20 protein-coding genes and 2 tRNA genes are annotated in these 22,064 nt (G+C 68.2%); 5 read left to right on the top strand and 17 right to left on the bottom strand.

Translation table 11 applies throughout. From position 1 onward, the window contains the following. The 5 genes from E3T28_RS02230 to E3T28_RS02250 form a co-directional block, all read right to left on the bottom strand. On the bottom strand, window positions 1-590 hold a 590-nt coding region (locus tag E3T28_RS02230), incomplete at its 3' end, for a DUF222 domain-containing protein (protein WP_134427527.1). A 331-nt stretch (window positions 591-921) separates the two neighbouring features. Continuing rightward, complete coding sequence (locus E3T28_RS02235; RefSeq protein WP_134427530.1) at window positions 922-1,746, bottom strand: ATP-binding cassette domain-containing protein; 825 nt, start codon at window positions 1,744-1,746, stop codon at window positions 922-924. Further along, complete coding sequence (locus E3T28_RS02240; RefSeq protein ID WP_134427533.1) at window positions 1,743-2,783, bottom strand: ABC transporter permease; 1,041 nt, start codon at window positions 2,781-2,783, stop codon at window positions 1,743-1,745. Before E3T28_RS02240 ends, E3T28_RS02235 begins: the two co-directional genes overlap by 4 nt. Continuing rightward, entirely contained in the window at window positions 2,780-3,742 is a 963-nt protein-coding gene (locus tag E3T28_RS02245) for a sugar ABC transporter substrate-binding protein (RefSeq protein WP_134427536.1), read from the bottom strand. The genes E3T28_RS02240 and E3T28_RS02245 overlap by 4 nt, the downstream gene beginning before the upstream one ends. 134 nt (window positions 3,743-3,876) lie before the next feature. Continuing rightward, a tRNA-Met gene (locus tag E3T28_RS02250) sits at window positions 3,877-3,950 on the bottom strand. 719 nt (window positions 3,951-4,669) lie between these two features. On the opposite strand from E3T28_RS02250, the gene E3T28_RS17120 reads away from it, so the two are divergent. Both E3T28_RS17120 and E3T28_RS17700 read left to right on the top strand, forming a co-directional pair. Beyond that, window positions 4,670-5,356: a discoidin domain-containing protein gene (locus E3T28_RS17120; protein WP_198417135.1), complete on the top strand. Its 687-nt coding sequence runs from the start codon at window positions 4,670-4,672 to the stop codon at window positions 5,354-5,356. Next, window positions 5,323-5,511, top strand: coding sequence for a galactose oxidase-like domain-containing protein (locus tag E3T28_RS17700; protein ID WP_198417136.1), 189 nt, complete (start codon window positions 5,323-5,325; stop codon window positions 5,509-5,511). Before E3T28_RS17120 ends, E3T28_RS17700 begins: the two co-directional genes overlap by 34 nt. A 101-nt stretch (window positions 5,512-5,612) precedes the next feature. Here the strand turns inward: E3T28_RS17700 and E3T28_RS02270 are convergent. From E3T28_RS02270 to E3T28_RS02280, 3 genes are all read right to left on the bottom strand, one after another. Further along, window positions 5,613-5,689: transfer RNA gene (locus E3T28_RS02270), tRNA-Met, on the bottom strand. A gap of 161 nt (window positions 5,690-5,850) precedes the next feature. Next, window positions 5,851-8,826 carry a UPF0182 family membrane protein gene (locus E3T28_RS02275; protein ID WP_241979127.1) on the bottom strand — a complete coding sequence of 992 codons (2,976 nt, stop codon included), beginning with the start codon at window positions 8,824-8,826 and terminating at the stop codon, window positions 5,851-5,853. 95 nt (window positions 8,827-8,921) lie between these two features. Next, window positions 8,922-10,025: a YlbL family protein gene (locus tag E3T28_RS02280; RefSeq protein ID WP_241979128.1), complete on the bottom strand. Its 1,104-nt coding sequence runs from the start codon at window positions 10,023-10,025 to the stop codon at window positions 8,922-8,924. 130 nt (window positions 10,026-10,155) lie between these two features. Between E3T28_RS02280 and E3T28_RS02285 the strand changes: the two genes are divergently transcribed. Further along, window positions 10,156-11,520, top strand: coding sequence for a zinc-dependent metalloprotease (locus E3T28_RS02285; protein WP_370260453.1), 1,365 nt, complete (start codon window positions 10,156-10,158; stop codon window positions 11,518-11,520). Window positions 11,521-11,636: 116 nt separating this feature from the next. Here E3T28_RS02285 and E3T28_RS02290 read toward each other — a convergent pair whose 3' ends face one another. From E3T28_RS02290 to E3T28_RS02305, 4 genes are read right to left on the bottom strand one after another with little or no spacing between them, the layout of a single operon-like run. Then, the gene (locus E3T28_RS02290; protein WP_134427542.1) at window positions 11,637-12,500 is read right to left on the bottom strand and encodes an aldehyde dehydrogenase family protein; all 864 of its coding nucleotides are present in this window, start codon (window positions 12,498-12,500) and stop codon (window positions 11,637-11,639) included. Beyond that, entirely contained in the window at window positions 12,497-14,044 is a 1,548-nt protein-coding gene (locus tag E3T28_RS02295; protein WP_134427545.1) for an aldehyde dehydrogenase family protein, read from the bottom strand. Before E3T28_RS02295 ends, E3T28_RS02290 begins: the two co-directional genes overlap by 4 nt. Before the next feature lie 10 nt (window positions 14,045-14,054). Continuing rightward, window positions 14,055-15,074 carry a deoxyribose-phosphate aldolase gene (gene deoC, locus E3T28_RS02300; RefSeq protein WP_134427548.1) on the bottom strand — a complete coding sequence of 340 codons (1,020 nt, stop codon included), beginning with the start codon at window positions 15,072-15,074 and terminating at the stop codon, window positions 14,055-14,057. 59 nt (window positions 15,075-15,133) lie between these two features. Further along, window positions 15,134-16,084, bottom strand: coding sequence for a sugar-binding transcriptional regulator (locus E3T28_RS02305; protein ID WP_134427551.1), 951 nt, complete (start codon window positions 16,082-16,084; stop codon window positions 15,134-15,136). A gap of 126 nt (window positions 16,085-16,210) precedes the next feature. On the opposite strand from E3T28_RS02305, the gene E3T28_RS02310 reads away from it, so the two are divergent. Continuing rightward, window positions 16,211-17,143 (top strand): ROK family protein, encoded by a 933-nt coding sequence (locus E3T28_RS02310; RefSeq protein WP_134427554.1) that lies wholly within the window; start codon window positions 16,211-16,213, stop codon window positions 17,141-17,143. A gap of 175 nt (window positions 17,144-17,318) precedes the next feature. On the opposite strand, the gene E3T28_RS02315 is transcribed toward E3T28_RS02310, so the two are convergent. From E3T28_RS02315 to truB, 4 genes are read right to left on the bottom strand one after another with little or no spacing between them, the layout of a single operon-like run. After that, a complete protein-coding gene (locus E3T28_RS02315) occupies window positions 17,319-18,248 on the bottom strand; it encodes a bifunctional riboflavin kinase/FAD synthetase (protein WP_134427557.1) in 930 nt (309 codons plus the stop codon). Beyond that, window positions 18,245-18,688, bottom strand: a complete 444-nt coding sequence (locus E3T28_RS02320; RefSeq protein WP_134427560.1) for a hypothetical protein — start codon at window positions 18,686-18,688, stop codon at window positions 18,245-18,247. Before E3T28_RS02320 ends, E3T28_RS02315 begins: the two co-directional genes overlap by 4 nt. A gap of 53 nt (window positions 18,689-18,741) precedes the next feature. Further along, entirely contained in the window at window positions 18,742-19,110 is a 369-nt protein-coding gene (locus E3T28_RS02325; RefSeq protein WP_134427563.1) for a hypothetical protein, read from the bottom strand. Beyond that, complete coding sequence (gene truB, locus E3T28_RS02330) at window positions 19,107-20,225, bottom strand: tRNA pseudouridine(55) synthase TruB (RefSeq protein ID WP_174843986.1); 1,119 nt, start codon at window positions 20,223-20,225, stop codon at window positions 19,107-19,109. Before truB ends, E3T28_RS02325 begins: the two co-directional genes overlap by 4 nt. Window positions 20,226-20,294: 69 nt before the next feature. Here truB and E3T28_RS02335 point away from each other — a divergent pair, with 69 nt between their 5' ends. Then, the gene (locus E3T28_RS02335) at window positions 20,295-21,299 is read left to right on the top strand and encodes a ketopantoate reductase family protein (protein WP_134427566.1); all 1,005 of its coding nucleotides are present in this window, start codon (window positions 20,295-20,297) and stop codon (window positions 21,297-21,299) included. A 31-nt stretch (window positions 21,300-21,330) separates the two neighbouring features. Here E3T28_RS02335 and E3T28_RS02340 read toward each other — a convergent pair whose 3' ends face one another. Beyond that, a complete protein-coding gene (locus E3T28_RS02340; protein ID WP_166786899.1) occupies window positions 21,331-21,990 on the bottom strand; it encodes a nucleoside/nucleotide kinase family protein in 660 nt (219 codons plus the stop codon). Window positions 21,991-22,064: the final 74 nt, after the last annotated feature.

The following is a 22,064-nucleotide window of genomic DNA, read 5'->3' on the forward strand; positions in this document are numbered from 1 at the left end:
GCCGATGCGGGCACGGGGGTCTCCGAGCTGGTGCCGGTGGCCGCAGCCACGAGTTCGGTCTCGGCGGCCTGTACCGAGTCGAGGTCGGTGCATCGCAGTGTCGGCGTCAGTGCGGTCAGGATCGCGTCGGCGGTGTCGATGCCAATCGCACCTGTGGCCAGACTGATCGCGGTTGCCGGGAAGAGGGGTGGTAGTGGTTCGCCTGTCAGGGAGCGGCCGGTGCGGAGCTGCCTGCCCAGCCGCATCCGTCGCTGCGCGGTCGGCCCCGACACCAGGGTGACCCGCTCCAAGAGCTCCCCGGGCGTGCGGCAGCCGCGCCTCGCGGAGAGCCGGCCGGTGCCGAGCTCGGGCCGGGACCGGTTCGCGACCTCCGCCGCCGTAGCCACCCGCAACGCGTCGACCCGCCGGCCAAGGACCTCGACCGCGGTCGTCACCTGCAGCAAGCCATCGTCATCGAAGCCGCCCACCACCGAACACCGCAGCGCCCCCGCGAGCCCCGTCGCGAGAGCCTGCAGCTCAGCGACCGCCCACGCCGCCGCAGACGAGCCGGGCGCGGCATCCGCTGCGGGGTGTTCCAGGAGGTTGGTCACAAGATGAGTCTAGCTCAAATAGAACAAACTATCTACACTGCACAGCTACTTGCGTCAGTTTTCTCGAACAAAAAAATGAGTGACACTCGCCCAGCGGGACCTGCCGACAGCGCGGCGCTCATCCGCCACACACTGTCACACATCGGGCAACGAGGTCCGGTGCCGAACCAATTCGACGGAGATTCTGCAAAGACTGGACGTATATGGCCGAATCTAGGCCGCCACGGGCAAAATCTCCGTCGAATTCGTTCGGGCGGGCGGGCGTTCGGGAGGGCGGGCGGGCGTTCGGGAGGGCGGGCGGGCGTTCGAAGGGCGGGCGGGCGCGACGTGCCTACGGTCGCTCCAATTCGTGGGCCAGCGCCTCGAGTTCGGCACCGCCGGCCATCAGCGCGGTCATCTCTTCGATCGTGATCTCACTCTTGGCGAAGTCGCCCATGCTCGTGCCACGCTGAAGCAGCAGGAACCGGTCGCCGACGGGGTAGGCGTGGTGCGGATTGTGCGTGATGAAGACCACCCCGAGCCCCCGGTCCCTGGCCCGGGCGATATAGGAAAGCACAACCCCTGCCTGTTTGACGCCGAGCGCCGACGTGGGCTCGTCGAGGATGACGACCTTCGCCCCGAAATACACGGCTCGCGCGATGGCGACGGATTGCCGTTCGCCGCCGGAGAGCGTTCCGATCGGCCGGTCCACGTCGCGCAGGTCGATGCCCATCCGGCCCAGCTCGTGTTTCGTGGTGGCCCGCATGCTGGCCACATCGAGTCTCCGCAGAGGGCCTCGACCTCGGGTCACCTCGGAACCGAGGAAGAAATTGCGCCACACCGGCATCAGCGGCACCACGGCCAGGTCCTGGTAGACGGCGGCGATGCCGAGGTCGAGCGCCTCCCGCGGATGTGCAAACCGGCGCTCAACCCCGAAGGCGAGGAGGGTACCCTCCGAATGCTGGTGGGTTCCGGAGAGGATTTTGATGAACGTCGATTTGCCTGCACCGTTGTCGCCCAGCACGCAGAGCACTTCCCCGGCGCCGACGGATGCCGACACGCCCGCCAACGCCCGCACCGATCCATAGGTCTTGCCGACACCCTGCACCTCGAGGAGGGGCTCCGGACGGATCGCCGCCGGGAGGATGGGCTCCGGCCGGATCGACCCCGGCGTCATGCGCGCACCCCGGACTGGCGGCGAACGAGGAGGTTGACCAAAACGGCGAGCAGCAGCATCCCGCCGAGGAAAGCCTTGAGCCAGTTGTTGTCCCACTGGGCGAACACAATGCCCTGCAGGGTCATCCCATAGATCAGGGCGCCGAGGGCGGCTCCGATCGCCGATCCGTAGCCGCCGGTGAGCAGGCATCCGCCCACGACTGCACAGATGATGTAGATGAATTCCTGGCCGACCCCGGTCGTGGCCTGCACCGTGGACACGTCGAAGAGCTGCAGCATACCCACGAGCCAGCCGGCACCGGCCGTCGTCATGAACAGCCCGAGCTTCACCTTGAACACGGGCACGCCGACCTGCCGGGAGCTCGTGACCTGGCCGCCGACGGCGAAGATCCAGTTGCCGGGCCGAGTGCGCAGCAGAACCCAGGTGGCCAGAGCGGTCAGCGCTATCCACCAGACGATCGAGATCTTGACGTCCATGCCCAGCAGGGGGAACGAGGAGCCGAAGAAGACCTTGACCTGGTCGAACCCGGATACCGCGCCCATGCCCTGGATGGCGACACTGCCCGTGATGAGCTTGGTCAGGGCCAGGTTGCAGCCCTGCAGGATGAAGAAGGTCGCCAGGGTCACGATGAAACTGGGCAGTCCCGTCTTCATGACAACCCAGGCGTTTCCGGCACCGATCGAGAGCGCCACCGCGAGGGCCAGCACGAGCGCGAGCCAGATATTCAGGCCCCACTGGGTGGTGACCACGCCGACGATGAGCCCCGTCGTGCCCGTCATCGCCCCGGCCGAGAGGTCGAACTCCCCGCCGATCATCAACAGGGCGACGGCCACGGCCATGATGCCGAACAGGGAAGCTGAGTAGAGCCAGGTGGAGATGCCCGCGGGCGTCAGGAACGCCTGCGTGGACACCGAGAAGAACAGGAAGATGGCCAAGGCTGCGACGAGCGCGCCGATCTCAGGTCGGCGCACCAGGGTGAGCAGCGGATGCGCCCGCTTCTTCCGTTCATCGATCCCCGCGCCCACAGCGACGGTCATCTCGTGCCGTTCTCCGCGAACTTCGCGACCTGGGCCGCGTTCTCCTTCGTCACGAAGCCCGGCCCGGAATAGACCGGCAGTCCGCCGCCGACGACGTCGCCGTTGCGTTTCTGCAGGGTGAGGAAGGTCACGGGCAGGTATCCCTGGGAATAGGGCTGCTGGTCGACCGCGAACAGCATCTTGCCGCCCTGGATGAGCCGGGTGACGTCGGCGGACACGTCGAACGTGGCCAGCGCTGCCGGACTCTTCGCCTCGTCGATGGCCTGGCTCGCGGCCACGGCCACCCCGGTCTGCAGGGTGAGAACGGCATCGATGGACGGGTCGGCAAGGAGTTTGCTCTTGATGGTGTTCTGGGCATCCGCGAGGTTGGCGACGTCGACCTGAACGTTGCTGACGGTCGCGCCGACCGTGTCGGCGGTACCCTTGCACCGCTCCTCGAGTCCGGAGTTGCCGGCCTCGTGGATGATGCAGATGACATTGGTCACGTTCGCGGCGGCCAGCTGTTCGCCGGCCCCCTGGCCCGCGATGAACTCACTCTGACCGACGTGCGTCTGCGCGCCGAACTCGAGGGACTTCTCCAGGCCCGAGTTGATAGTGATCACCGGGATGCCGGCGGCAACAGCTTTCTCGACGGCGCTCTTGACGCCGTCCGGGTTGGCCATAGAGACGATGAGACCGTCGGGCTGGGCAGCGATGGCCGCCTCGATCAGCTGGCTCTGCTTGACCGGGTCGCCATCGCCCTGGTAGGTGACCGTGGCACCGAGGTCGGTGCCCGCCTGCTCGGCGCCGCTCTTGACGACGTCCCAGAAGGAGTCACCCGCGGTGCCGTGGGTGACCACGGCGATCGTCACCTTCTCCCCCGCCGCCGCGGTGTCGGCACCCGATTCCGTGGCCGTGCACCCTGACAGTGCCAGGGACGCGACCCCGAAAACGGCCAGCAGGCTGATCTTGAGCTTCATGTCTGTTCGCTTTCCGACTGTCGTACGAAGGCCTGACCCGGCGGGTGTCCGCCGGTGACCTGGTGCATTTCGAACTTACTGGACGATAAAAGCCAAAAAAGCCCCCGGAACCATGTGGTCCCGAGGGCTGATAGTTGCGGGGGCAGGATTTGAACCTACGACCTCTGGGTTATGAGCCCAGCGAGCTACCGAACTGCTCCACCCCGCGTTGCAAGAACAAACTTACCACAGCCTCGGACCAGGTGGATCCCCTACTGAATCGAGGTCCGCGGTACTCCCGGTTCCCTCGGACGCTTCCTGACGAAGGGTGGCTACGATGTCGGACAAACCAGAAGCCGCTTCCGATCGTCGGACGGAGTGATCCGTGGACTGCTGGCCAACAGCCTGGAGACGGCAGCCCTGGGCGACATCGGGTTCTTCGAGGTCGGAGCCGCCGCGGCCCTCGAAGTCCGTTGGACAGGTCGCCCGCGATCACCGCCCGGCCATAAACGGAAATCTCCCTACAGCCACTCCTTCCGTTCAATTTGGATCTGGGGTTTTATCATCAGTGCCCGCACCTTCCCCCAGTACCCAGCGAGGTATTCCGTATGCGCCGAAACCCGATTGTTGCCGGTCTTGTCGCTGTGACGCTCGCTGGCCCACTCCTGTTTACCGGCTATACCGGCCCATCCACCTGACCTCGCAGTCCGGTCATGATTCCGTCGGCGCCCCAGCCGGCGAGCACTCAGAGTTGCATGTCAAGACGGCTCTGGCTCCAGCCGGACCCTCGGCCACTCCGCTGCCGCGAACAGGGTGGACCGTGTCTCAAATGGGCGAATCGGCCGTTTCGAGATCCATGCCAGCTCGGATGGCGCGAACCGGGGAGCCGCAGTCGCAACGGGAACCTGGGCCGACAACTCGTTGGAAAAGACGTCGGGATTCACCCTGGTGGCGACACGTCTCGTGCGACTGACCGCGATCACGGAAGCAGGAAACCGCGGCCCCTGGACCGGCGCCGCCGAGCTCAACCTCGTCGCGGAAACAGGCACCCCCCAGCCGCCACCACCCGCACCAGCGCCCGCCGCGCTCACCCGGACCGGCTGGACAGTAGCGGCCAGCGACCAGGAGACGACCCGCGAAGACGGCAGCGCCGCGAACGTGCTCGACGGCAGCCTCACCATGATCTGGCATTCCCAGTACTCCCCCACCTTGGTCCCGTTGCCGCACAGCATAATTCTTGACATGCGGGCGACCAACGAGGTCTCCGGTTTCACCTACGCCCCAAGGTCCGGCACGTCCCGGAACGGCACCATCGGCCAGTACGCCATCGCCGTGAGCTCCGGTGGCACGACCTGGAGCGCACCGCTCGCCAGTGGAACCTGGGCTGACACCAGCCAGGCGAAGGCCGTCACGTTCCCGGCTGTCCAGGCGCGATACATTCGCCTGATCGCGACGACCGAGGCCGGCAACCGCGGACAGTGGACCTCAATGGCGGAACTGAACGTGATCGGTCGATCCCTCTCAGCGCCGCCGCCCGCTCCGACCCCACGGGGTCGAAGGGAACCTGGGGTGCGACGATCGGTTTCCCGCTGGTTCCCGCGGTGGCGGCCCTTCTGCCCGGCAACAAACTGCTGACCTGGTCCTCGTATTCCACTACGACCTTCGGCGGGGCCAACGGCAGGACCGCGATTCCGTCTGATCCGGGTGTCGTGGTCCCCGGTTACTGTCGTTTATTCGCTATGGACGCCAACGGGGTGCCGAGCGTCGCCAAGACGATCCAGATCGGGTAGCCGAATTGGGTTCTTCCCGTCGTGCCGAAGGTCTCAACGACGACCGAAAAAGAGAAAGGACCGGTGCAGCATTTCTGCTGAGCCGGTCCATCTTCTTGCTTTGGTTGCGGGGGCAGGATTTGAACCTACGACCTCTGGGTTATGAGCCCAGCGAGCTACCGAACTGCTCCACCCCGCGTTGCAAGCACAAATTTACCACAGCCCCCGGGGCGGTCCGACCACACACCGCCCCGACCGGGCCGCGATATGCAAAACGCGGGTGCTGCGCCGCTCCGCGGGAGGCGTGCCTCCGTCGGAGCGGCGCAGCACCCGCGCAGCGGATGAAGCGGCGCGCGTGCGCTACTGGTCGAGCAGCACCAGCAACTCGGCGACCGCATCGTTCAGCTTCTTATCGGCTGCTCCGTAGGCGGTGAAGTCTCCGGTCGTCAGCGCGGCCTGCTTCTCGGTCACAGCCAACTTGGCCTCCGCGAGGAGTGACTGAATCCGGGCATCCGTCGCCGGGNCGGTCACAGCCAACTTGGCCTCCGCGAGGAGTGACTGAATCCGGGCATCCGTCGCCGGGTCACCGGTCGAGCTCGACGGGGTGGTGTCGCCCTCGGCCGGGGTCTCCCCCTCCACGGGCGTTTCGGTCGGCGGCACATCGGTGTCGCCGGCGCTGGCACCGGAGTCGCCGCCGAAGAGCACGTCTAGGGCCTTGTCCAGCGTGTCCTCGAATGCGATCTGGTCTCCGAAGGCGACGAGCACCTTCTGCAGCAGCGGGTAGCTGGTCTCACCCGTCGACTGCACGTAGACCGGCTGCACGTAGAGCAGACCGCCACCGACAGGCACGGTGAGCAAGTTGCCGTTGAGGACCTTGGACTGGCCCTGCTTCAGCAGGTTCAACTGCTGCGAAACGGTCGGGTCGGCGTTGAACTTGGCCTGCACCTGGCCGGGGCCGGGCACCGTCACATCCTTCGGCAGGTTGAGCAGGCGCAGCTTGCCGTAGCCTTCCGACCGCTTCCCGTCGGTCGAACCGGCATCCGCGTCTACCGCCAGGTAGCCGGTCAGCACGTTTCGGCTGGTCGCGCCGCTCGCATCCGGAATGAAGGTCGAGTAGAGCGAGAAGGCCGGCTTCTCCTGGCCCGGGACCTGCATGGTCAGGTAGTACGGCGGCTGCAGGGTCGTGTTCGTCGACGGCGACACCGGGTCGTTCGGCGTGGTCCAGGCGTCGTCGACCGAGTAGAAGGAACCCGGGTCGGTGACATGGTACTTGCCCAGAACCCTGCGCTGCACCTTGAACATGTCGGCCGGGTAGCGCACGTGGCTCATCAGGTCGCCACTCATCTCGGTCATCGGCTTGAGCGTTGACGGGAAGATCTTCTGCCAAGTCTTGAGCAGCGGATCCTCTTCGTCCCAGGCGTAGAGGGTGACTTCGCCGTCATAGGCGTCGACCGTAGCCTTGACCGAGTTGCGCATGTAGTTGATGTTGTCGAGTGCGAACGGCTGCGGGGGCGTTTCCGTGTCGGCGATCGCGTCGCTCAGCCCCACTGAGGTGGAGTACGGGTAGGTGGCCGAGGTGGTGTACCCGTCCACGATCCACTTGACCTTGCCATCGACGATCGACGGGTAGGCGTCCGAGTCGAGGGTGAGGTACGGGGCAACCTTCTGCACCCGGGTGACCGGGTCGCGATCGTACAGGATCTGCGACTTCTCGTTGACGGCGTTGGCCAGGAAGATCTGCTCCGACTGGAACTTGAGCGCGTAGATCAACTTGTTGAACGCGTTGTCGAGCTTAGGCCCGCCGTCGCCGGTGAAGGTCGTGTAAGTCTGCTGCGCGCCATCCGTTCCCGACGGGTAGTCGAGCTCGACCGGCTTGCTGCCCTCGGGCGCACCCACGATGGAGTACGGCGCGCTGGTCTCGCCGAAGTAGATCCGCGGCTCGTAGTCGGGCAGCGACCCGGTGCTCGGGATGCCCGACTCGAGGAACACGGGCTGGCCGGCGGCCGAGCGCTGGTTGCCGTAGGCCGCCACGACGCCGTACCCGTGGGTGTAGACCACGGTCGAGTTGACCCAGGTGTTACCGGCGTTCAGGCCGGACAGCTGCAGGTCGCGCACGGTGACCACGGTGTCCTGGGACTTTCCGTCGATCGTGTATCGGTCGACGTCGAGGTTCTGCGGGAACTGGTAGTACTGCTTGAACTGCTCGAGCTGGGAGAAGGCGTCACTGACCAGGGCAGGGTCGAGGATGCGGATGTTCGCGGTGGTCTCCGCGTCGGCGCGCAGGGCGCCGGGCTCGGCCGTCGTGCTCGCGTTGTAAGGAATCTCTTCCACGTCAGCCACGTCGTAGGCGTCGCGGGTGAGGTCGATGTTGCGTTGAATATAGGGTTCCTCGAGCGTCTTGGCGCTCGGGACCACCTGGAACCGCTGCACGACCCACGGGTACAGCGAGCCGAGCAGGAGGCTGCTCACGATCAGCAGCGCGGTGCCCACGATGGGCAGACGCCAACGGCCGATGACGGCCGTGAGGAGGAAGAGGATGGCGACGAGGGCAGCGATACCGGCCAGGATGGCCCGGCCCGGGATCGTGGCGTTCACGTCGGTGTAGCCGGCGCCGGTGATCAGGTCGTTGGTGTTGGTCAGGGTGGAGTACTGGTCGAGCCAGATGCTCACAGCCTGGAGCATCAGGTAGAGCGCGGCCGTCACGGCGATCTGGATGCGGGCGGCCTTGGAGACGATGACCTCGCGCCCGCTCACCCGGATCGAACCGTACAGGTAGCTCGTGGCCGCGGCGACCAGAGCCGAGATGAGCACGACGGCCGATGCGAAGCCGAGCACGGAGTGGAAGAAGGGGAGATCGAACAGGTAGAACGAGACGTCCAGCTTGAACTGGGGGTCGACTCGGCCGGTATCCGTGCGGTTGAGCCACATCAGGACGACCTGCCAGCGCGTCGCCGCGGCGACGCCGGCGAACAGGCCGAGCAGCGCGGGGATGCCGTACATGGCGAGGCGGCGCAGCGGCTCGATGACCTGCTGGTAGCGGTCGAGCTGCGAATTGAGCTTTGCGTAGACCGGCCGCGACCGGTAGGCGATCTGGATGCTCACCCAGACCGGGACCGCCATGGCGACGAATCCGATCAGGAAGAGTGTGGCACCGGCGAACCACTGCGTGGTCAGCACGCTGAGGAAGCCGAGCTGGTCGAACCAGAGCACGTCGGCATAGAGTCCCGCGAATACGAAGAAGATGATCACCAACCCCGCGATGATCGCTGCCGTAATGGCAAGGGGAGCACGGCTGCGCTGTGGCGCGGGCGCGCTACGGGGTTGTTGTGACGTCACGAATTGGCCTCTTGATCTCGAAATCGGCGGTCAAGCTTCATTCTAGACAACCGTCCCGAACGAATGCCGCACGTTCGCTGGGGAGTGGCTCGGGGTTATCCGAGTGGGCACTGCTCCAGGGCGTCGGTGTCCGAACCGATGCGGACGGCGTCGAGCGCGGCCAGTGCGTCGTCGAGGGTTTCGACGGAGAAGACCGTCATCCCGTCCGGCACATGCCCGGTGACCTCGTCGCAGTTGTCTGCGGGCGCGAGGAACCAGTCGACGTCATTCTGATCGGCACCGATCAGCTTCTGCCGGATGCCGCCGATCGGTCCCACCTCGCCAGCCTGGTTGATCGTGCCGGTGCCCGCGACATCCTCACCGCCCTGAATGAACCCAGGGGTGAGCGTGTCGATGATGCCGAGCGCGAACATCATGCCCGCACTGGGCCCGCCGACAGAATCGAGCTCGATCGTGACCTCGAAGGGGAAGTCGTAGTCGCTCGTCACGTTGATTCCCACCACGACGGCCTCACCTGCCTCGACCGGGGTTACCTCGACGGTCTCTCCGGCGCCGTCCCGGATGATTCCGATGGATGCGGCGTCGTCGACCCCGTTCCGCGTCAACGCCTCGCGCAGGGCCGTGATGTCGGCGACCTCTTGGCCGTTCACCGAGACCACCTGGTCGCCGGCGGCGATGGCTCCCTCGGCGGGCGAGTCGTCGGGCAGGGAGACGACCGAGAGGATCGTCGGGTAGTCATAGCCAAGACTGGTCAGAGCGGCGGCGATGGCATCCTGCTGCGAATTCACCATCTGCGCCTGGGTCTGCTCCTCGCGCTGCTTCGTGCTCACGTCGGGCGGGAACGCCGACTCGAGCGGGATCACAGCCTGGTTCGGGTCGAGCCAGGCGGCGGCGACGCTGAGCCAGCTCGGCCGGTTGTCGGGATTGCCCACGAGCGAGACGGTCAGCAGGTCGAGGCTGCCCTCGGTCGGGTAGACGGGTTCGCCCGACACGGAGATGAGCTGCACTCGCTCGCCGTCCTGTTCGGCCGTGCCGATGGTGTTGTAGACCGGGCCCGGCTTCTCGATCACATACGGCGACGGCGTCACGGCGAGGATGAGGCCGATGACCATGGCGATCCCGAGCACCACCCAGCCTGCCCCGACGGCGCGAGTGGATCGGCCGGACGGCGGTACTGGGTGATCGGTGAAGAGGGCCACCGGTCTCCTTCCAGGGATTGTGCCGGCTGTTCGCGGCAGGCGGACACCGGTTTACCAGCGTAGGTCATTTCCCAGTTCGCTCCGGGGATCTCGGGCTAGCGTAGGAGAACGCGACTGAGAGGTGCCTGAAGTGGCCGACGACGACTCCCGACCCGACGAGGGTCACAATCCCGAAGATGAGTTTCGGGACATGCTGCGCGACATCCTGAGTGGGAAGTCGTCCATCGACCCGAGCCAGCTGGCCGGGGCGGCGGGCCTCCCGAGCGACCCCGCGAGCATCTCCGCGCTGATGAACCAGTTGCAGGGAGCCCTGCGCGGCAGCGGCGACGGCTCCATCAATTGGGATGCCGCTCTCAGCCAGGGCCAGGAACGTGCGGCCCAGGGTCAGCTCGATGTGACCCCGGCCGAACGTGCCGCCCTCGACCAGGCGTTCCACATCGCCTCCCTCTGGCTGGACGAAGTGATCTCGGTCGCGGAGCTCACTACTCCGCCGCGCCTGATGACCCGCAAGGAATGGGTCACCGCGACCATGCCGCTCTGGACCCAGCTCGCCGAGCCCGTGGCGACCAGCATCTCCGATTCCCTGACCCGGGTACTTACCGACCAGGCCCCTGAGGAGCTCAAGGGCATGATGGCCGGTGCCGGCCAGGTGATGCGCAGCATCGGCGGCACCCTGTTCGCCATGCAGCTCGGCCAAGTCGTGGGCCAGCTGTCCAGCGAGGTCGTCTCCGGCGGCGACGTCGGCATCCCTCTGCTCAGCGACCAGCAGGCCGCCCTGCTCCCTCAGAACGTGGCCGCGTTCGGCGAGGGTCTCGACGTGCCCGCCGACCAGGTGCAGATCTACCTCGCCGTGCGCGAGATCGCCCACGCTCGCCTGTTCCGCCACTCCCGGTGGCTGCGCCTGCACCTGATCAGTTCGATCACGGACTTCGCCCGTGGCATCCACATCGACTCCAGCCGCCTCGAGCAGCTCGCGGACGGCTTCGACCCGGCGAATCCGGAGGAACTGCGTGCGGCCATGGTCGACGGCTCACTGATCCCGCCGAAGAGCGAGGCCCAGCTGGCCGCGCTCTCCCGACTCGAGACGATGCTGGCCCTGATCGAGGGCTGGGTCGATGTCGTCACGCTCGAGGCCACGAGTCGGCTGCCCCGAGCGGACGCGATCGCCGAGACGGTGAAGCGGCGCCGGGCATCCGGTGGCCCTGCCGAGTCGGCGTTCGCCACCCTGGTCGGGCTCGAACTGCGGCCCCGGCGGCTGCGCGAGGCCGCCGCCCTGTGGCAGGCCGTGGCGGATGCCGTCGGCAACGAGAAGCGCGACGAACTGTGGGCACACCCGGACCTTCTGCCCTCGTCAGCGGACCTCGACGACCCGCAGGCCCTCGTGGCCCGCCTGACCAGCTCGGCGGCCGGGGCCGAGCCGGTGCTGGACGAGGTGGACCAGGCCCTGGAAGATCTGCTCCGCGACGACGACACGGAGCGGCCGCACGAGGTCTAGCTCACGATCGCATCGGGTAGGCAGTCGGGCCCTAACGAATTCGACGGAGATTTTCCGGTTGTGAGGCCGGAAAAGCACTTTTTCGGCCGTGTCGGCCATAATCTCCGTCGAATTCGTTAGATCAGGCCCTTCGTGTGCCAGATCGTCTTCGTCTCGGTGAACGCCAGGATGCGGGCCAAAGAGGGGCTCGCGGCATCCGGACCGTTCTCGGGCTGCAGCACCCGGGTGAGCGTCTCGGCCGCGTCGATCTCAAGGTGGATCCAGTCCAGGTCGCCGGCGCCGACCAGGTCGAGGGCGTTGACGTCGGCGTGACTGGCCAGCCACGGTGCCATCTCGGCCGGCGATCCGGTGAGGATGTTGACCACGCCTCCAGGAACGTCGCTGGTGGCAAGCACTTCGCCCAGGCTGATCGCCGAGAGCGGCATGGCCTCGTTCGCGACGACGACCACGGTGTTGCCGGGCACCAACGCGGGGGCGATCGCGCTGACCAGACCGAGCAGGGATCCCCCGGTCTGCGGCGCGATGATCGCGACGACACCGGTGGGCTCCGGCACCGAGAGGTTGAAGTACGGCCCCGACACCGGGTTGGCGTTGCCGGCCACCTGCAGGTACTTGTCGGCCCAGCCGGCGTACCAGACCCAGCGATCGATCGACTCGTCGACCTGGGCGGACGCGGCGGCGGGCGTCACGCCCTCCGACTGCACGATTTCGGCCACGAACTGCGCCCGGCGCCCCTCGAGCAGCTCCGCGATGCGGTAGAGCACCTGGCCGCGGTTGTAGGCCGTGGCGCCGGCCCAGCCGCCGAGGGCCGAGCGGGCTGCGACGACGGCGTCACGAGCATCCTTACGGCTGGCCTTGGCGGCGTTGGCGAGGAATTCCCCGTCGTGGGAGCGGATCTCGTAGACCCGGCCCGACTCGCTCCGCGGGAACTTGCCGCCGAGGTAGAGCTTGTAGGTCTTGGGAACGGCGAGGCGGGTCACTTGGCTGCCTTCTTTCTTGAAACGGGGGTCTTCTCAGCCGGCGAAGCGACAGCCGGTGCGACGGATGCCGCGGGCGCGGCCGTCACGGTGCGCGCGGCCGCTCGGCCGGCGGCGGGCTTGAGGTACGCGGCGAGGCCGTGGCGGCCGCCCTCGCGGCCGTAGCCGGACTCCTTGTACCCGCCGAAGGGGCTGGCCGGGTCGAAACGGTTGAACGTGTTCGCCCAGATCACGCCGGCGCGCAGCTTGTCGGCGACGGCCAGCATCCGGCTGCCCTTCTCGGTCCAGATGCCGGCGGATAGGCCGTAGGGGGTGTTGTTGGCCTTGGCGACGGCCTCGGCCGGGGTGCGGAAGGTGAGCACGGAGAGCACCGGACCGAAGACCTCGTCGCGGGCGATGCGGTGACTGGTGGAGACATTGGTGAAGATGGTCGGCTTGAACCAGAAGCCGGTCTCGGGCAGCACACAGTCCGGACTCCAGCGCTCGGCGCCTTCCTGCTCGCCGATGTCGGTGAGTTCCCGGATGCGCGCCAGCTGCTCCGCGCTGTTGATGGCGCCGATGTCGGTGTTCTTGTCCATCGGGTCCCCGAGGCGCAGGGTGGACAGGCGCGCCTTGAGACGCTCGATCACGTCGTCGTGGATCGACTCCTGCACGAGAAGGCGGCTGCCGGCGCAGCAGACGTGACCCTGATTGAAGAAGATGCCGTTGACGATGCCCTCGATGGCCTGGTCGATGGGCGCGTCGTCGAAGACGATGTTCGCGGCCTTGCCGCCGAGCTCGAGGATGACCTTCTTGTCGGTGCCGGCCACCGAGCGGGCAATGGCCCGGCCGGCTCCGGTGGAGCCGGTGAACGCGACCAGGTTGACGCCGGGGTGGCCGACGAGGGCCTTCCCGGTGTCGCGGCCGCCGGTGACGATGTTGACGACGCCGGCCGGCAGGTCGGCCTGCTGCAGGATCTCGGCGAAAAGGAGCGCGGTCAGCGAGGTGGTCTCGGCCGGCTTGAGCACGACCGTGTTGCCGGCGGCGAGGGCCGGCGCGATCTTCCAGGCCAGCATCAGCAGCGGGAAGTTCCACGGGATCACCTGGGCGGCGACGCCCCGCGCGGACGGCGTGGGGCCGACCCCGGCGTGGTCGAGCTTGTCGGCCCAGCCGGCGTAGTAGAAGAACCAGGCGGCGACCAGAGGCACGTCGACGTCGCGGCTCTCTTTGATCGGCTTGCCGTTGTCGAGGGTCTCGGCCACGGCGAGCTCACGGGCCCGCTCCTGCACGAGGCGGGCGATGCGGAACAGGTACTTGCCGCGATCGCTGCCGGAGAGCTTCGACCAGGTCTTGTCGTAGGCGCGACGGGCGGCGGACACGGCCGCGTCGACATCCGCCGCGTCAGCGTGGGCGATCATCGCGATCTGTTTCTCGGTGGCCGGGTTGATGCTCTGGAACGGCTCACCGCGACCGGCGACGAACTGGCCGTCGATGAACAGTCCGTAATCCGCACGCAGGTTCAGGAGGGCCTGCGACTCCGGGGCCGGAGCGTAGTCAAGGAAGCTCATGGTGTAATCCTCAATCCATCGTCACGTAGTCGGGGCCGCAATAGTGCCCGGAGGTCATCTTCTGACGCTGCATCAGCACGTCGTTCAGCAGGCTCGACGCCCCGAACCGGAACAGGCCCGGCGTGAGCCATTCCTCGCCCACGGTTTCGGCGACGGTCACGATGTACTTGGTGGCGTCTTTGGATGTGCGGATGCCGCCGGCCGGCTTCACACCGACCCTCGCCCCGGTGAGGCGGTACCAGTCGCGCACGACCTCGAGCATGGAGAGGGTCACGGGCAGGGTGGCCGCGACGGGCACCTTGCCGGTGGAGGTCTTGATGAAGTCGCCGCCGGCCAGGATCGCGAGCCACGACGCACGACGCACGTTGTCGTAGGTGTTCAGTTCCCCGGTCTCGAGGATCACCTTGAGGTGCGCAGAGCCGCCGTCGGGACGGCGGCAGCTCTGCTTGACCGCCACGATCTCGTCGTAGACCTGACCGAACCGGCCGGACAGGAACGCCCCGCGGTCGATGACCATGTCGATCTCGTCGGCGCCGGCCGCGACGGCGTCGTGCACGTCCGCCAGCTTGACGGCGAGGGACGCACGCCCACTCGGGAAGGCGGTGGCGACGGCGGCGACGTTCACGCCGGCATCCGTGCCCGCGGAGTGCGCGGAACCGAGGGCGGCGACCGCGTGCGGAACCATATCGCCGTAGACGCAGACCGCGGCCACCCGGGGGCAGCTCAGGTCGCCGGCGTCGGGCGTGAGTGCCTTGCCGACCAGGGACCTCACCTTGCCGGGGGTGTCGGCGCCCTCGAGGGTGGTCAGGTCGATCAGGCTGATGATCTTGTCGATCGCCCACTTCTTCGAGCTGGTCTTGACCGAACGGGTGCCGAGGTCGGCGGCACGCTGTTCCAGGCCGACGGCGTCGACGCCGGGGATGCCGTGCAGGTAGCGCCGCAGGTTCGCATCCGTGGCTTCTCCGCCGATGAGCGCCAGGGCGCGTTCCCCGGTGCTCAGCTGGGCCATGGCCGTGTCACTGGTTGTCATGAAGTGTCCTCGAGGTCGGAGTGCGGTCGGAGTGCGGTCGGGGTGAGGTCGGAGTGCGGTCACGCGTCGTCGGCGAGGATGGCGAGTGCGGTGTCCTCGTCGGTGACGAGTACGGTGCACAGGCCGCTGCCGACGACGGCGCGGGCGATGGAGTGTTTGGAGCTGCCGGCGATCACGGCAATGGCCGTCTTCGCGTGGCGCAGCGCTTCGAGCTGGATGCCGACGGTGCGGCCGTCGAGTTCGGGGTCGACGATATTGCCGTTGCTGTCGATGTAGCGGCCGACGATGTCGCCGACGGCGCCCTTGCGCACGAGTTCGGCGACCTGGTCCACGGTGAGGTAGCCGCTGTCGACGAGAGCCGAGTTCTGGTCGGCCTGGCCGGCGCTGAACAGGTAGGCGGATGCCGCGGCGCCGAGGTGCAGCACGGCGGCGACGGATCGATCGGCTTCGATCGCGCTCTTGGTCTCGAGGCGCTCGAGAATGGCGGGGCTCGGCAGCAGGGTCGCCGCCCCCGAGGCCTTGTGGGCGATGGTGACGGCCGTGGCCGCCGCGGTGCCGGCGCGGCGATTGAGGCTGACGCCGCCGTTGATCTGCACGACGTTGACACCGTTGGCCCAGCCCTTCGCCAGGTGCAGCGACACCTCGTGCAGGGTGCGGCCCCAACTGATGCCGAGCGTGCGCGGCACGGGCCGCAGGCCCGTCAGGTAGTCGGCGGCGGCCTGGGCGGTGCGGGACTGGAGTTCCTCGTCACCGGAGACGCCGGCGGAGGAGACGACGATGGCATCCGTCAGCTGTGTGGTCTCACGCAGGCGGCGTTCGATGGAAAGGCGGCGGGCCCGCGGGTGCACGATCTCGATCCGGATGAAGCCGCTGGCCTTGGCCTGGGCGAGGAGCCGGCCCACTTTCCAGCGGGTCAGGCGGAGAACGGTACCGATTTCGTCCTGCGTCTTGTTCTCCTCGTAGTAGAGCTCAGCCGCGCGAATGGACAAGAGTTCGTCGGTGTCCGTCATGGTGCTCCGTTCCGTTCGGGTCCAGCCTAGGTCGCCGGTCTCCCCCGATCAACAGCTGTTGCTGATGTTGCTCATCCGCGCGTCGGAGCATCGACAGATGAACTCCGCACGCCCTAGGCTCAGATCATGCACCGAAGCTATGCTCTCGCCGTCGACCTCGGCGGAACCAAGGTCGAAGCCGCCCTCGTCGACGAACAGGGGGTGGTGCTCGCCGCCAACCGGCACCGCTCCCCCACCGGCCCACTGAAAAGCGCCGAGGAACTCGCGGCCGCTGTGGAATCCGTGCTCATCCGTGCGCGCGCGGGCCTGCCGGCCGGAGCCGCCCTCCTCGGGGTGGGCATCGGCACCGCCGGCCCGATCACCGTGGAAACCGGCCAGGTCTCGCCGCTGAACCTGCCGGCCTGGCGGGACTACCCGTTGCGGGACTTAGTTGCGGCGCTCGTGCCCGAAGCCCCCGTGCGGCTGCGCCTGGACGGCCTCTGCATCACCCTGGCCGAGCACTGGCTCGGCGCCGGGCAGGGTGCCGACAGCCTGATGGGCATGGTCGTGTCCACGGGCGTCGGCGGGGGTCTGATCCTGGGTGGAACCACCGTCTCCGGTTCCAGCGGCAACGCCGGGCACATCGGCCACATCGAGGTCGGCGGGTTCGACGACCTCTGCGCCTGCGGCGGCACCGGATGCCTCGAGGCCGTAGCGTCCGGACCACGCACCGTGGCCTGGGCGCGCGCGCAGGGCTGGTCCGGACTCACCGGCGAGGATCTCTCGGCCGCGTACGCGGCCGGAGACCCGATCGCGATCAACGCGGTGAAGCGCTCCGGCCGGGCAATCGGCCAGGCGATCGCCTCCGCGACGAACCTCGTGGACCTCGACGTGGTGGCGATCGGCGGCGGGTTTTCCCACGTCACGCCCGACCTGTTCGACTTCGTGCGGGCGGCCGTCGCCGAGCGCACGGTGTTCTCCTTCGCGACCCGGGTGCGCGTCGTCGCATCCGCTCTCTCCGGCGACGGCCCTCTGATCGGGGCCGCGGCCCTGATCCATCGCGCCGAGCTGGTCGCCTGACGCTCACCAGCCTCCCGCTCCCCGCCGCTCCCCGCCGCTGCCCGCCGCTCCCCGCCGCTCCCCGCCGCTCCCCGCGGCGATCACCGAACTGTTGCCTGATCGGACAAATGTTGCCGGTGTGCGGGCAACATTTGTCCGCACGAGCGACAGTTGCGCTGGGGGCGGCGCCGGCTGCTCAGGCCAGGATGCCGCGGACTTTCGAGACGTCATCGTGCATCTGCACGATCAGCGGGTCGATTCCGGTGAAGGCGACCATGCCGCGGATGCGCTCAACGAACGACACCTCCACCACGTGGTCGTACAGGTCGATGTCCTGGTCGAGTACGTAGGCCTCGACCTGCTTCTGCGCCACGCCGTCGAAGGTGGGGTTGTTGCCCACCGAGATGGCTGCCGGGTAGCGGATGCCGGCATCCGTCAGCCAGCCCGCGTAGACGCCGTCCGCGGGGATGAGGCCCTCGGATGCCGGGGACAGGTTGGCCGTGGGAAAGCCGAGCTCGCGTCCCCGCTTCGCGCCGTGCACGACCTCGCCGCGCACCGTGGGGTTGTGCCCGAGCAGAGTGGTGGCCGCGCCGACCTCGCCGCGGGTGAGCAGCTCGCGGATCCAGGTGGAGGAGACCCGGCGCATCCGGTCTGGTTTCACGTCGTCGATCAGGCGCACGGTGAACCCGAACCGGTCCCCCAGCTCCTGCAGGAGGTGCACGTCACCGGCGCCGCGGGCGCCGAACCGGAAGTCGCGGCCGACCAGAACGGTGCGCGCGTGCAGCCCGCGCACCAGGATGCTCTCGATGAATTCCTCGGGCGACAGGGCGGCCAGCGCCGCTGTGAACTCGAGCAGGAGGGTGGCGTGCGCGCCCGTCTCGGCGAGCAGGGCGAGCTTCTGATCGGTGCTGATCAGGGTCTGGGGGCACTCATGGGGGGCGAGCACGGCGAGCGGATGCCGGTCGAAGGTCACCACCACCGAGGCCAGTCCGCCCTGGTCGGCGAGTGCCTGCAGCTCGGCGATGACCGCGCGGTGCCCCGCGTGCACACCGTCGAACTTGCCGATGCTGACCGCGGAGGCAGGCCAGTCGGCGGGGATGTCGGCGACGCCGCGCAGCACCTTCACGCGCGCGCCTTGCCGCTGCGGGACAGCCACCACATGCCCAGGACCGGCAGCACGAGCGGGATGAAGAGGTAGCCGCGGCCGTACAGCGACCAGACCGAGTCGTGCGGAAACAGGGCCGGGTCGAGAAGGCTGAGGGTGCCGACCACGAGCACGCCGGCCAGCTCGAAGCCGATCGTGATCCAGGCCACGCGGCGCCAGCGGCCGCCACTCCTGATCAGGGCCACCGTGGCGACGATGTAGACGACCGCAGCGAGCGCGGATAGCGAATAAGACAGCGGGGCCTCAGCGAATTTGGAGACGATCTGCACGAAGGACCGGCCCGTGGCGGCCAGCGCGAGTAGACCGTAGACGGCGATCAGCACCCGCCCGATTCCGGTCACCGGGGTCGGCCGTGTGGTTCCGGCGGTCGTCCCTGCGGCGTTGCTCTCCTGTGCGGTCATGTCTCACTGATTATCGCAGCATCCGTGAAGCCGTTTTTCACGGAACCGGGACTTCACAGGCCCTGGACAGTCCAGATCTGCCACATGCGGTAGACCATCACGGCGACGCCGAGACCGGCAACACCCAGGATGACCGTGCTCCAGCGGCTGCGCTCGATCAGCGCCCAGGCGGCGGCGGCCACAGGCACCAGGATGGCGCTGATCAGGTAGGTGTAGAACTCGAGCAGGCTGCCGGTCGCGTTGTTGCCGGTGAGCGGGGCGACGATCGCACCGACGAGCTGCATGATCAGCAGCAACTCTACGAGTGCGGTGGCGCCCATGGTGAGGTCGTTGGGTTTGCGGCCGGCCAGACCGAGGGCGATGCAGAGCAGGCCGGCGAGGGTCGCCACGCCCAGCTGGAGCCACATGAACCACTCGATCATTCGGTCGCCTCCGGGGCTTCGGTCGGCGGGGCTTCAGCCCGTGGGGCTTCGGTCGGCGGGGCTCCAGTCCGTGGGGCTTCGGTCGGCGGGGCTCCAGTCCGTGGGGCTCCAGTCCGTGGGGCTTCAGTCGGCGGGGCCGTGAATGCCTCATCGGGCGGGAAGTTGAGCAGAGACTTGGCGTGGTCGCCGCGGTACTCGACCAGGCCGACCAGACGGCCGTCCGGCGCCACCGCCGCGATCGGGCCGACCGGTGCGGCGGCTCCAGGAGCGCCATCCGCGCCGGCCTCACGGGATGCGGCGTCCACCGCGATGCGCTTGCCGTGGCCGAGGTCGACGGCCTGCTGCTCGGTGAGGTCGAGGCGTCCCAGGATGCGCGTGGCGGCATCCGTCGGGCCGATCAGGCCGGCCGCGACGTCGAGTTCGGCGAGCGGCTGGGCCCTATCGACACCGAACGGGCCGATCCGGGTGCGACGCAGGCTGGTGAGGTGGCCACCGACCGAGAGGGCGGCGCCGAGGTCGCGGGCCAGCGCCCGGATGTAGGTGCCGGAGGAACACTCCACCCGCACGTCGAGGTCGAGGAAGCCGTCGGCCACGCTCGTGGAGAGCAGCTCGAAAGCGCTCACGGTGACCGGGCGGGAGGGCAGGTCCACCGCCTCGCCGGCCCGCACCCGGGCGTAGGCGCGCTTCCCGTCGATCTTGATGGCGCTGACCGAGCTCGGCTGCTGCGCGATATCGCCGGTGAGTGCGTCGATGCCGGCCGCGACGGCTTCCGGCGTGATGGCGGCGACGGCGTCGACGGATGCCCGCGCCAGCTCTTCGCCCTCGGCATCGTCGGTCGTCGTCGAGGCACCCAACCGAATCGTCGCCCGGTATTCCTTGTCGAGGCCGACGACGTAGGTCAGCAGCCGGGTGGAGCTGTTGATGCCGAGGATCAGCAGGCCGGTGGCCATCGGGTCCAGCGTGCCGGCGTGGCCCACCTTGCGGGTGCCGGCCAGGCGGCGGGTGCGGGCGACGGCGTCGTGGCTGGTCCAGCCCTGGGGCTTGTCGACCAGCAGAAGGCCGCTCATACTGGCGCCGACCTTGCCCTGGGCTGCTTTGTCATTCACTCTTGCCATGGTATCCGGCGCCGAGTGCGAGGCTGCCCGCCGAGGCCCGGCCCACCGGGCGCGACCTAGGCTGAGGAGATGAAGATTGCGGTGATCGGAGCGGGAGCCCTCGGCGGCACCTTCGCGACCCTGCTCGCCCGGGCGGGTCACACCGTGACGGTGACGGCGCGCGGGCCGGCGCTGGCGGTGATCCGGGCCGAGGGGATTTCACTGACCGGCGCCTTCGGGGCCGCGCGGCAGCATCCGTTTGCGCTCGAACGCCTGGTCGAGACCCCGCAGCTGGCGCTGGTCTGCACCAAGGCTCAGGATGCGGCGGCTGCCGTCGGCGAGAACGCGCGGGTTCTCGACGGCTCCCCGGTGATCGTCGTGCAGAACGGCCTCGACGGGGTACGCACCGCGAGCGCGCTGCTCCCCCGCTCGGATTGCTTCGGCGCCCTGTCGATCATCGCGGCGAACTACACCGCTCCCGGTCTGGTCACGATCACCACCGCCGCGCCCACCTATCTCGGCCGCGGAACCGGCGTCGCGGATGCCGCCACCCTCGCCTGGCGGGACGTTCTCGCCGACGCCGTGCCCACGCTCGCCCTCGACAACTTCGTCGGCGCCCAGTGGACCAAACTGGTCGTCAACATGCTCAACGCCCTGCCCGCGATCACCGGGCTGAGCGTTCAGGCCGTCGTCGACCACCCCGGGCTGCGCCGCGTGATGACCGAGAGCATGCGCGAGACCGTGCGGGTCGGGATCACGCGCGGAGTGCGGTTCGGCAGCCTGCAGGGCCTTGGCGACCGGCCCTTGCGCGCCTTTTCGCGACTGCCGACAGCCCTCGGCCAGGTGCTGCCGCTGCGGCTGCGCGCCCGCATGGGCGACGTGCCGAACCTCGGCTCGACACAGCAGAGCCTGAAGCGCGGCCAGCTCACCGAGGTTGACTACCTCAACGGCGCCGTGGTGCGGGAGGCCGCCCTGGCCGGGGTGCGGGCGCCCGTGAACCAGTTACTGACCGCACTCGTGCACGAGGTCGAGGTGCGCGGGGTGCCGCTGGCCCCCTACGACGTGCTCGAACGATTTGCGGCGCTCCGTCGCTGACGCAGGCAGTCCGCTGGTCGAAACCCCCGGATCAGCAGCTGTCGAGGAACAGCCGCCGGGGGTCATGCGGGTTGCTCAGGTCGACGACGGCCGTCGCCCGGCTGCGCGGGCGCACCTGGCCGCGATAGAGCCGGTCGGCGACCGTGTGCTCGTTCTCCAGGTCGGCGTCGTCGGCAACGCCGGCACCGAACCGCACGGCATCCGCCTCGGTCTCCACCAGAACGCTGTACGACCACAGATCGCGCAGTTCCTTGCGGTTCAGGTACTCCCCGTCAATGATCAGCGTGGCGTCGGGAGGCCCGGTCAGCCAGGTCGGTTCGATCCAGGTGTCCCGGGCGGCGTCGAACGCCCGGGTGACGAAACCGGTGCTGCCCCCCAGCCGGAACGGGTCGAGCAGCACGCGCCGCAGCAGCGAGAAGTCGTAGAGATAGCGCAGCAGCCGCTCGGGTGATTCCGGCCCGAAGCGCTCCTGCTCGGCGCGGGAATGCCGGAAGTTCTGGAGCGAGGCCCGGAACACCGGATGCTCCCGCTCCTCGAACACGGCGGCCAGGTCGTCCGCAAAGGCGGCGCGTGTCTCGGCATCCGTGCCGTCGACGGCGAGGACCGTGCGGCCCAGGCCGTAGACGCCGAGAATTTCGGTGGCGAGTTCGCGCAGGAACTCAATCCGGTCAGTGGAGACAAGCTTCATCATCCGAGCCTAGGTTAGAACGGTGGATCCCACACTCCCGCTGCCGCCTGCCGCCGACTCCCCAGCCCTCAGCCTGG

Source organism: Cryobacterium sinapicolor, from assembly GCF_004403465.1.
Taxonomy (GTDB): Bacteria; Actinomycetota; Actinomycetes; order Actinomycetales; family Microbacteriaceae; genus Cryobacterium; species Cryobacterium sinapicolor.

Coding starts and splice junctions, on each gene's coding strand:
- E3T28_RS02235 (WP_134427530.1), bottom strand. CDS start 1,746: ATGACGCCGGGGTCGATCCGGCCGGAGCCCATCCTCCCGGCGGCGATC.
- E3T28_RS02240 (WP_134427533.1), bottom strand. CDS start 2,783: ATGACCGTCGCTGTGGGCGCGGGGATCGATGAACGGAAGAAGCGGGCG.
- E3T28_RS02245 (WP_134427536.1), bottom strand. CDS start 3,742: ATGAAGCTCAAGATCAGCCTGCTGGCCGTTTTCGGGGTCGCGTCCCTG.
- E3T28_RS02295 (WP_134427545.1), bottom strand. CDS start 14,044: ATGAGCTTCCTTGACTACGCTCCGGCCCCGGAGTCGCAGGCCCTCCTG.
- deoC (WP_134427548.1), bottom strand. CDS start 15,074: ATGACAACCAGTGACACGGCCATGGCCCAGCTGAGCACCGGGGAACGC.
- E3T28_RS02305 (WP_134427551.1), bottom strand. CDS start 16,084: ATGACGGACACCGACGAACTCTTGTCCATTCGCGCGGCTGAGCTCTAC.
- E3T28_RS02310 (WP_134427554.1), top strand. CDS start 16,211: ATGCACCGAAGCTATGCTCTCGCCGTCGACCTCGGCGGAACCAAGGTC.
- E3T28_RS02320 (WP_134427560.1), bottom strand. CDS start 18,688: ATGACCGCACAGGAGAGCAACGCCGCAGGGACGACCGCCGGAACCACA.
- E3T28_RS02325 (WP_134427563.1), bottom strand. CDS start 19,110: ATGATCGAGTGGTTCATGTGGCTCCAGCTGGGCGTGGCGACCCTCGCC.
- truB (WP_174843986.1), bottom strand. CDS start 20,225: ATGGCAAGAGTGAATGACAAAGCAGCCCAGGGCAAGGTCGGCGCCAGT.
- E3T28_RS02335 (WP_134427566.1), top strand. CDS start 20,295: ATGAAGATTGCGGTGATCGGAGCGGGAGCCCTCGGCGGCACCTTCGCG.
- E3T28_RS02340 (WP_166786899.1), bottom strand. CDS start 21,990: ATGATGAAGCTTGTCTCCACTGACCGGATTGAGTTCCTGCGCGAACTC.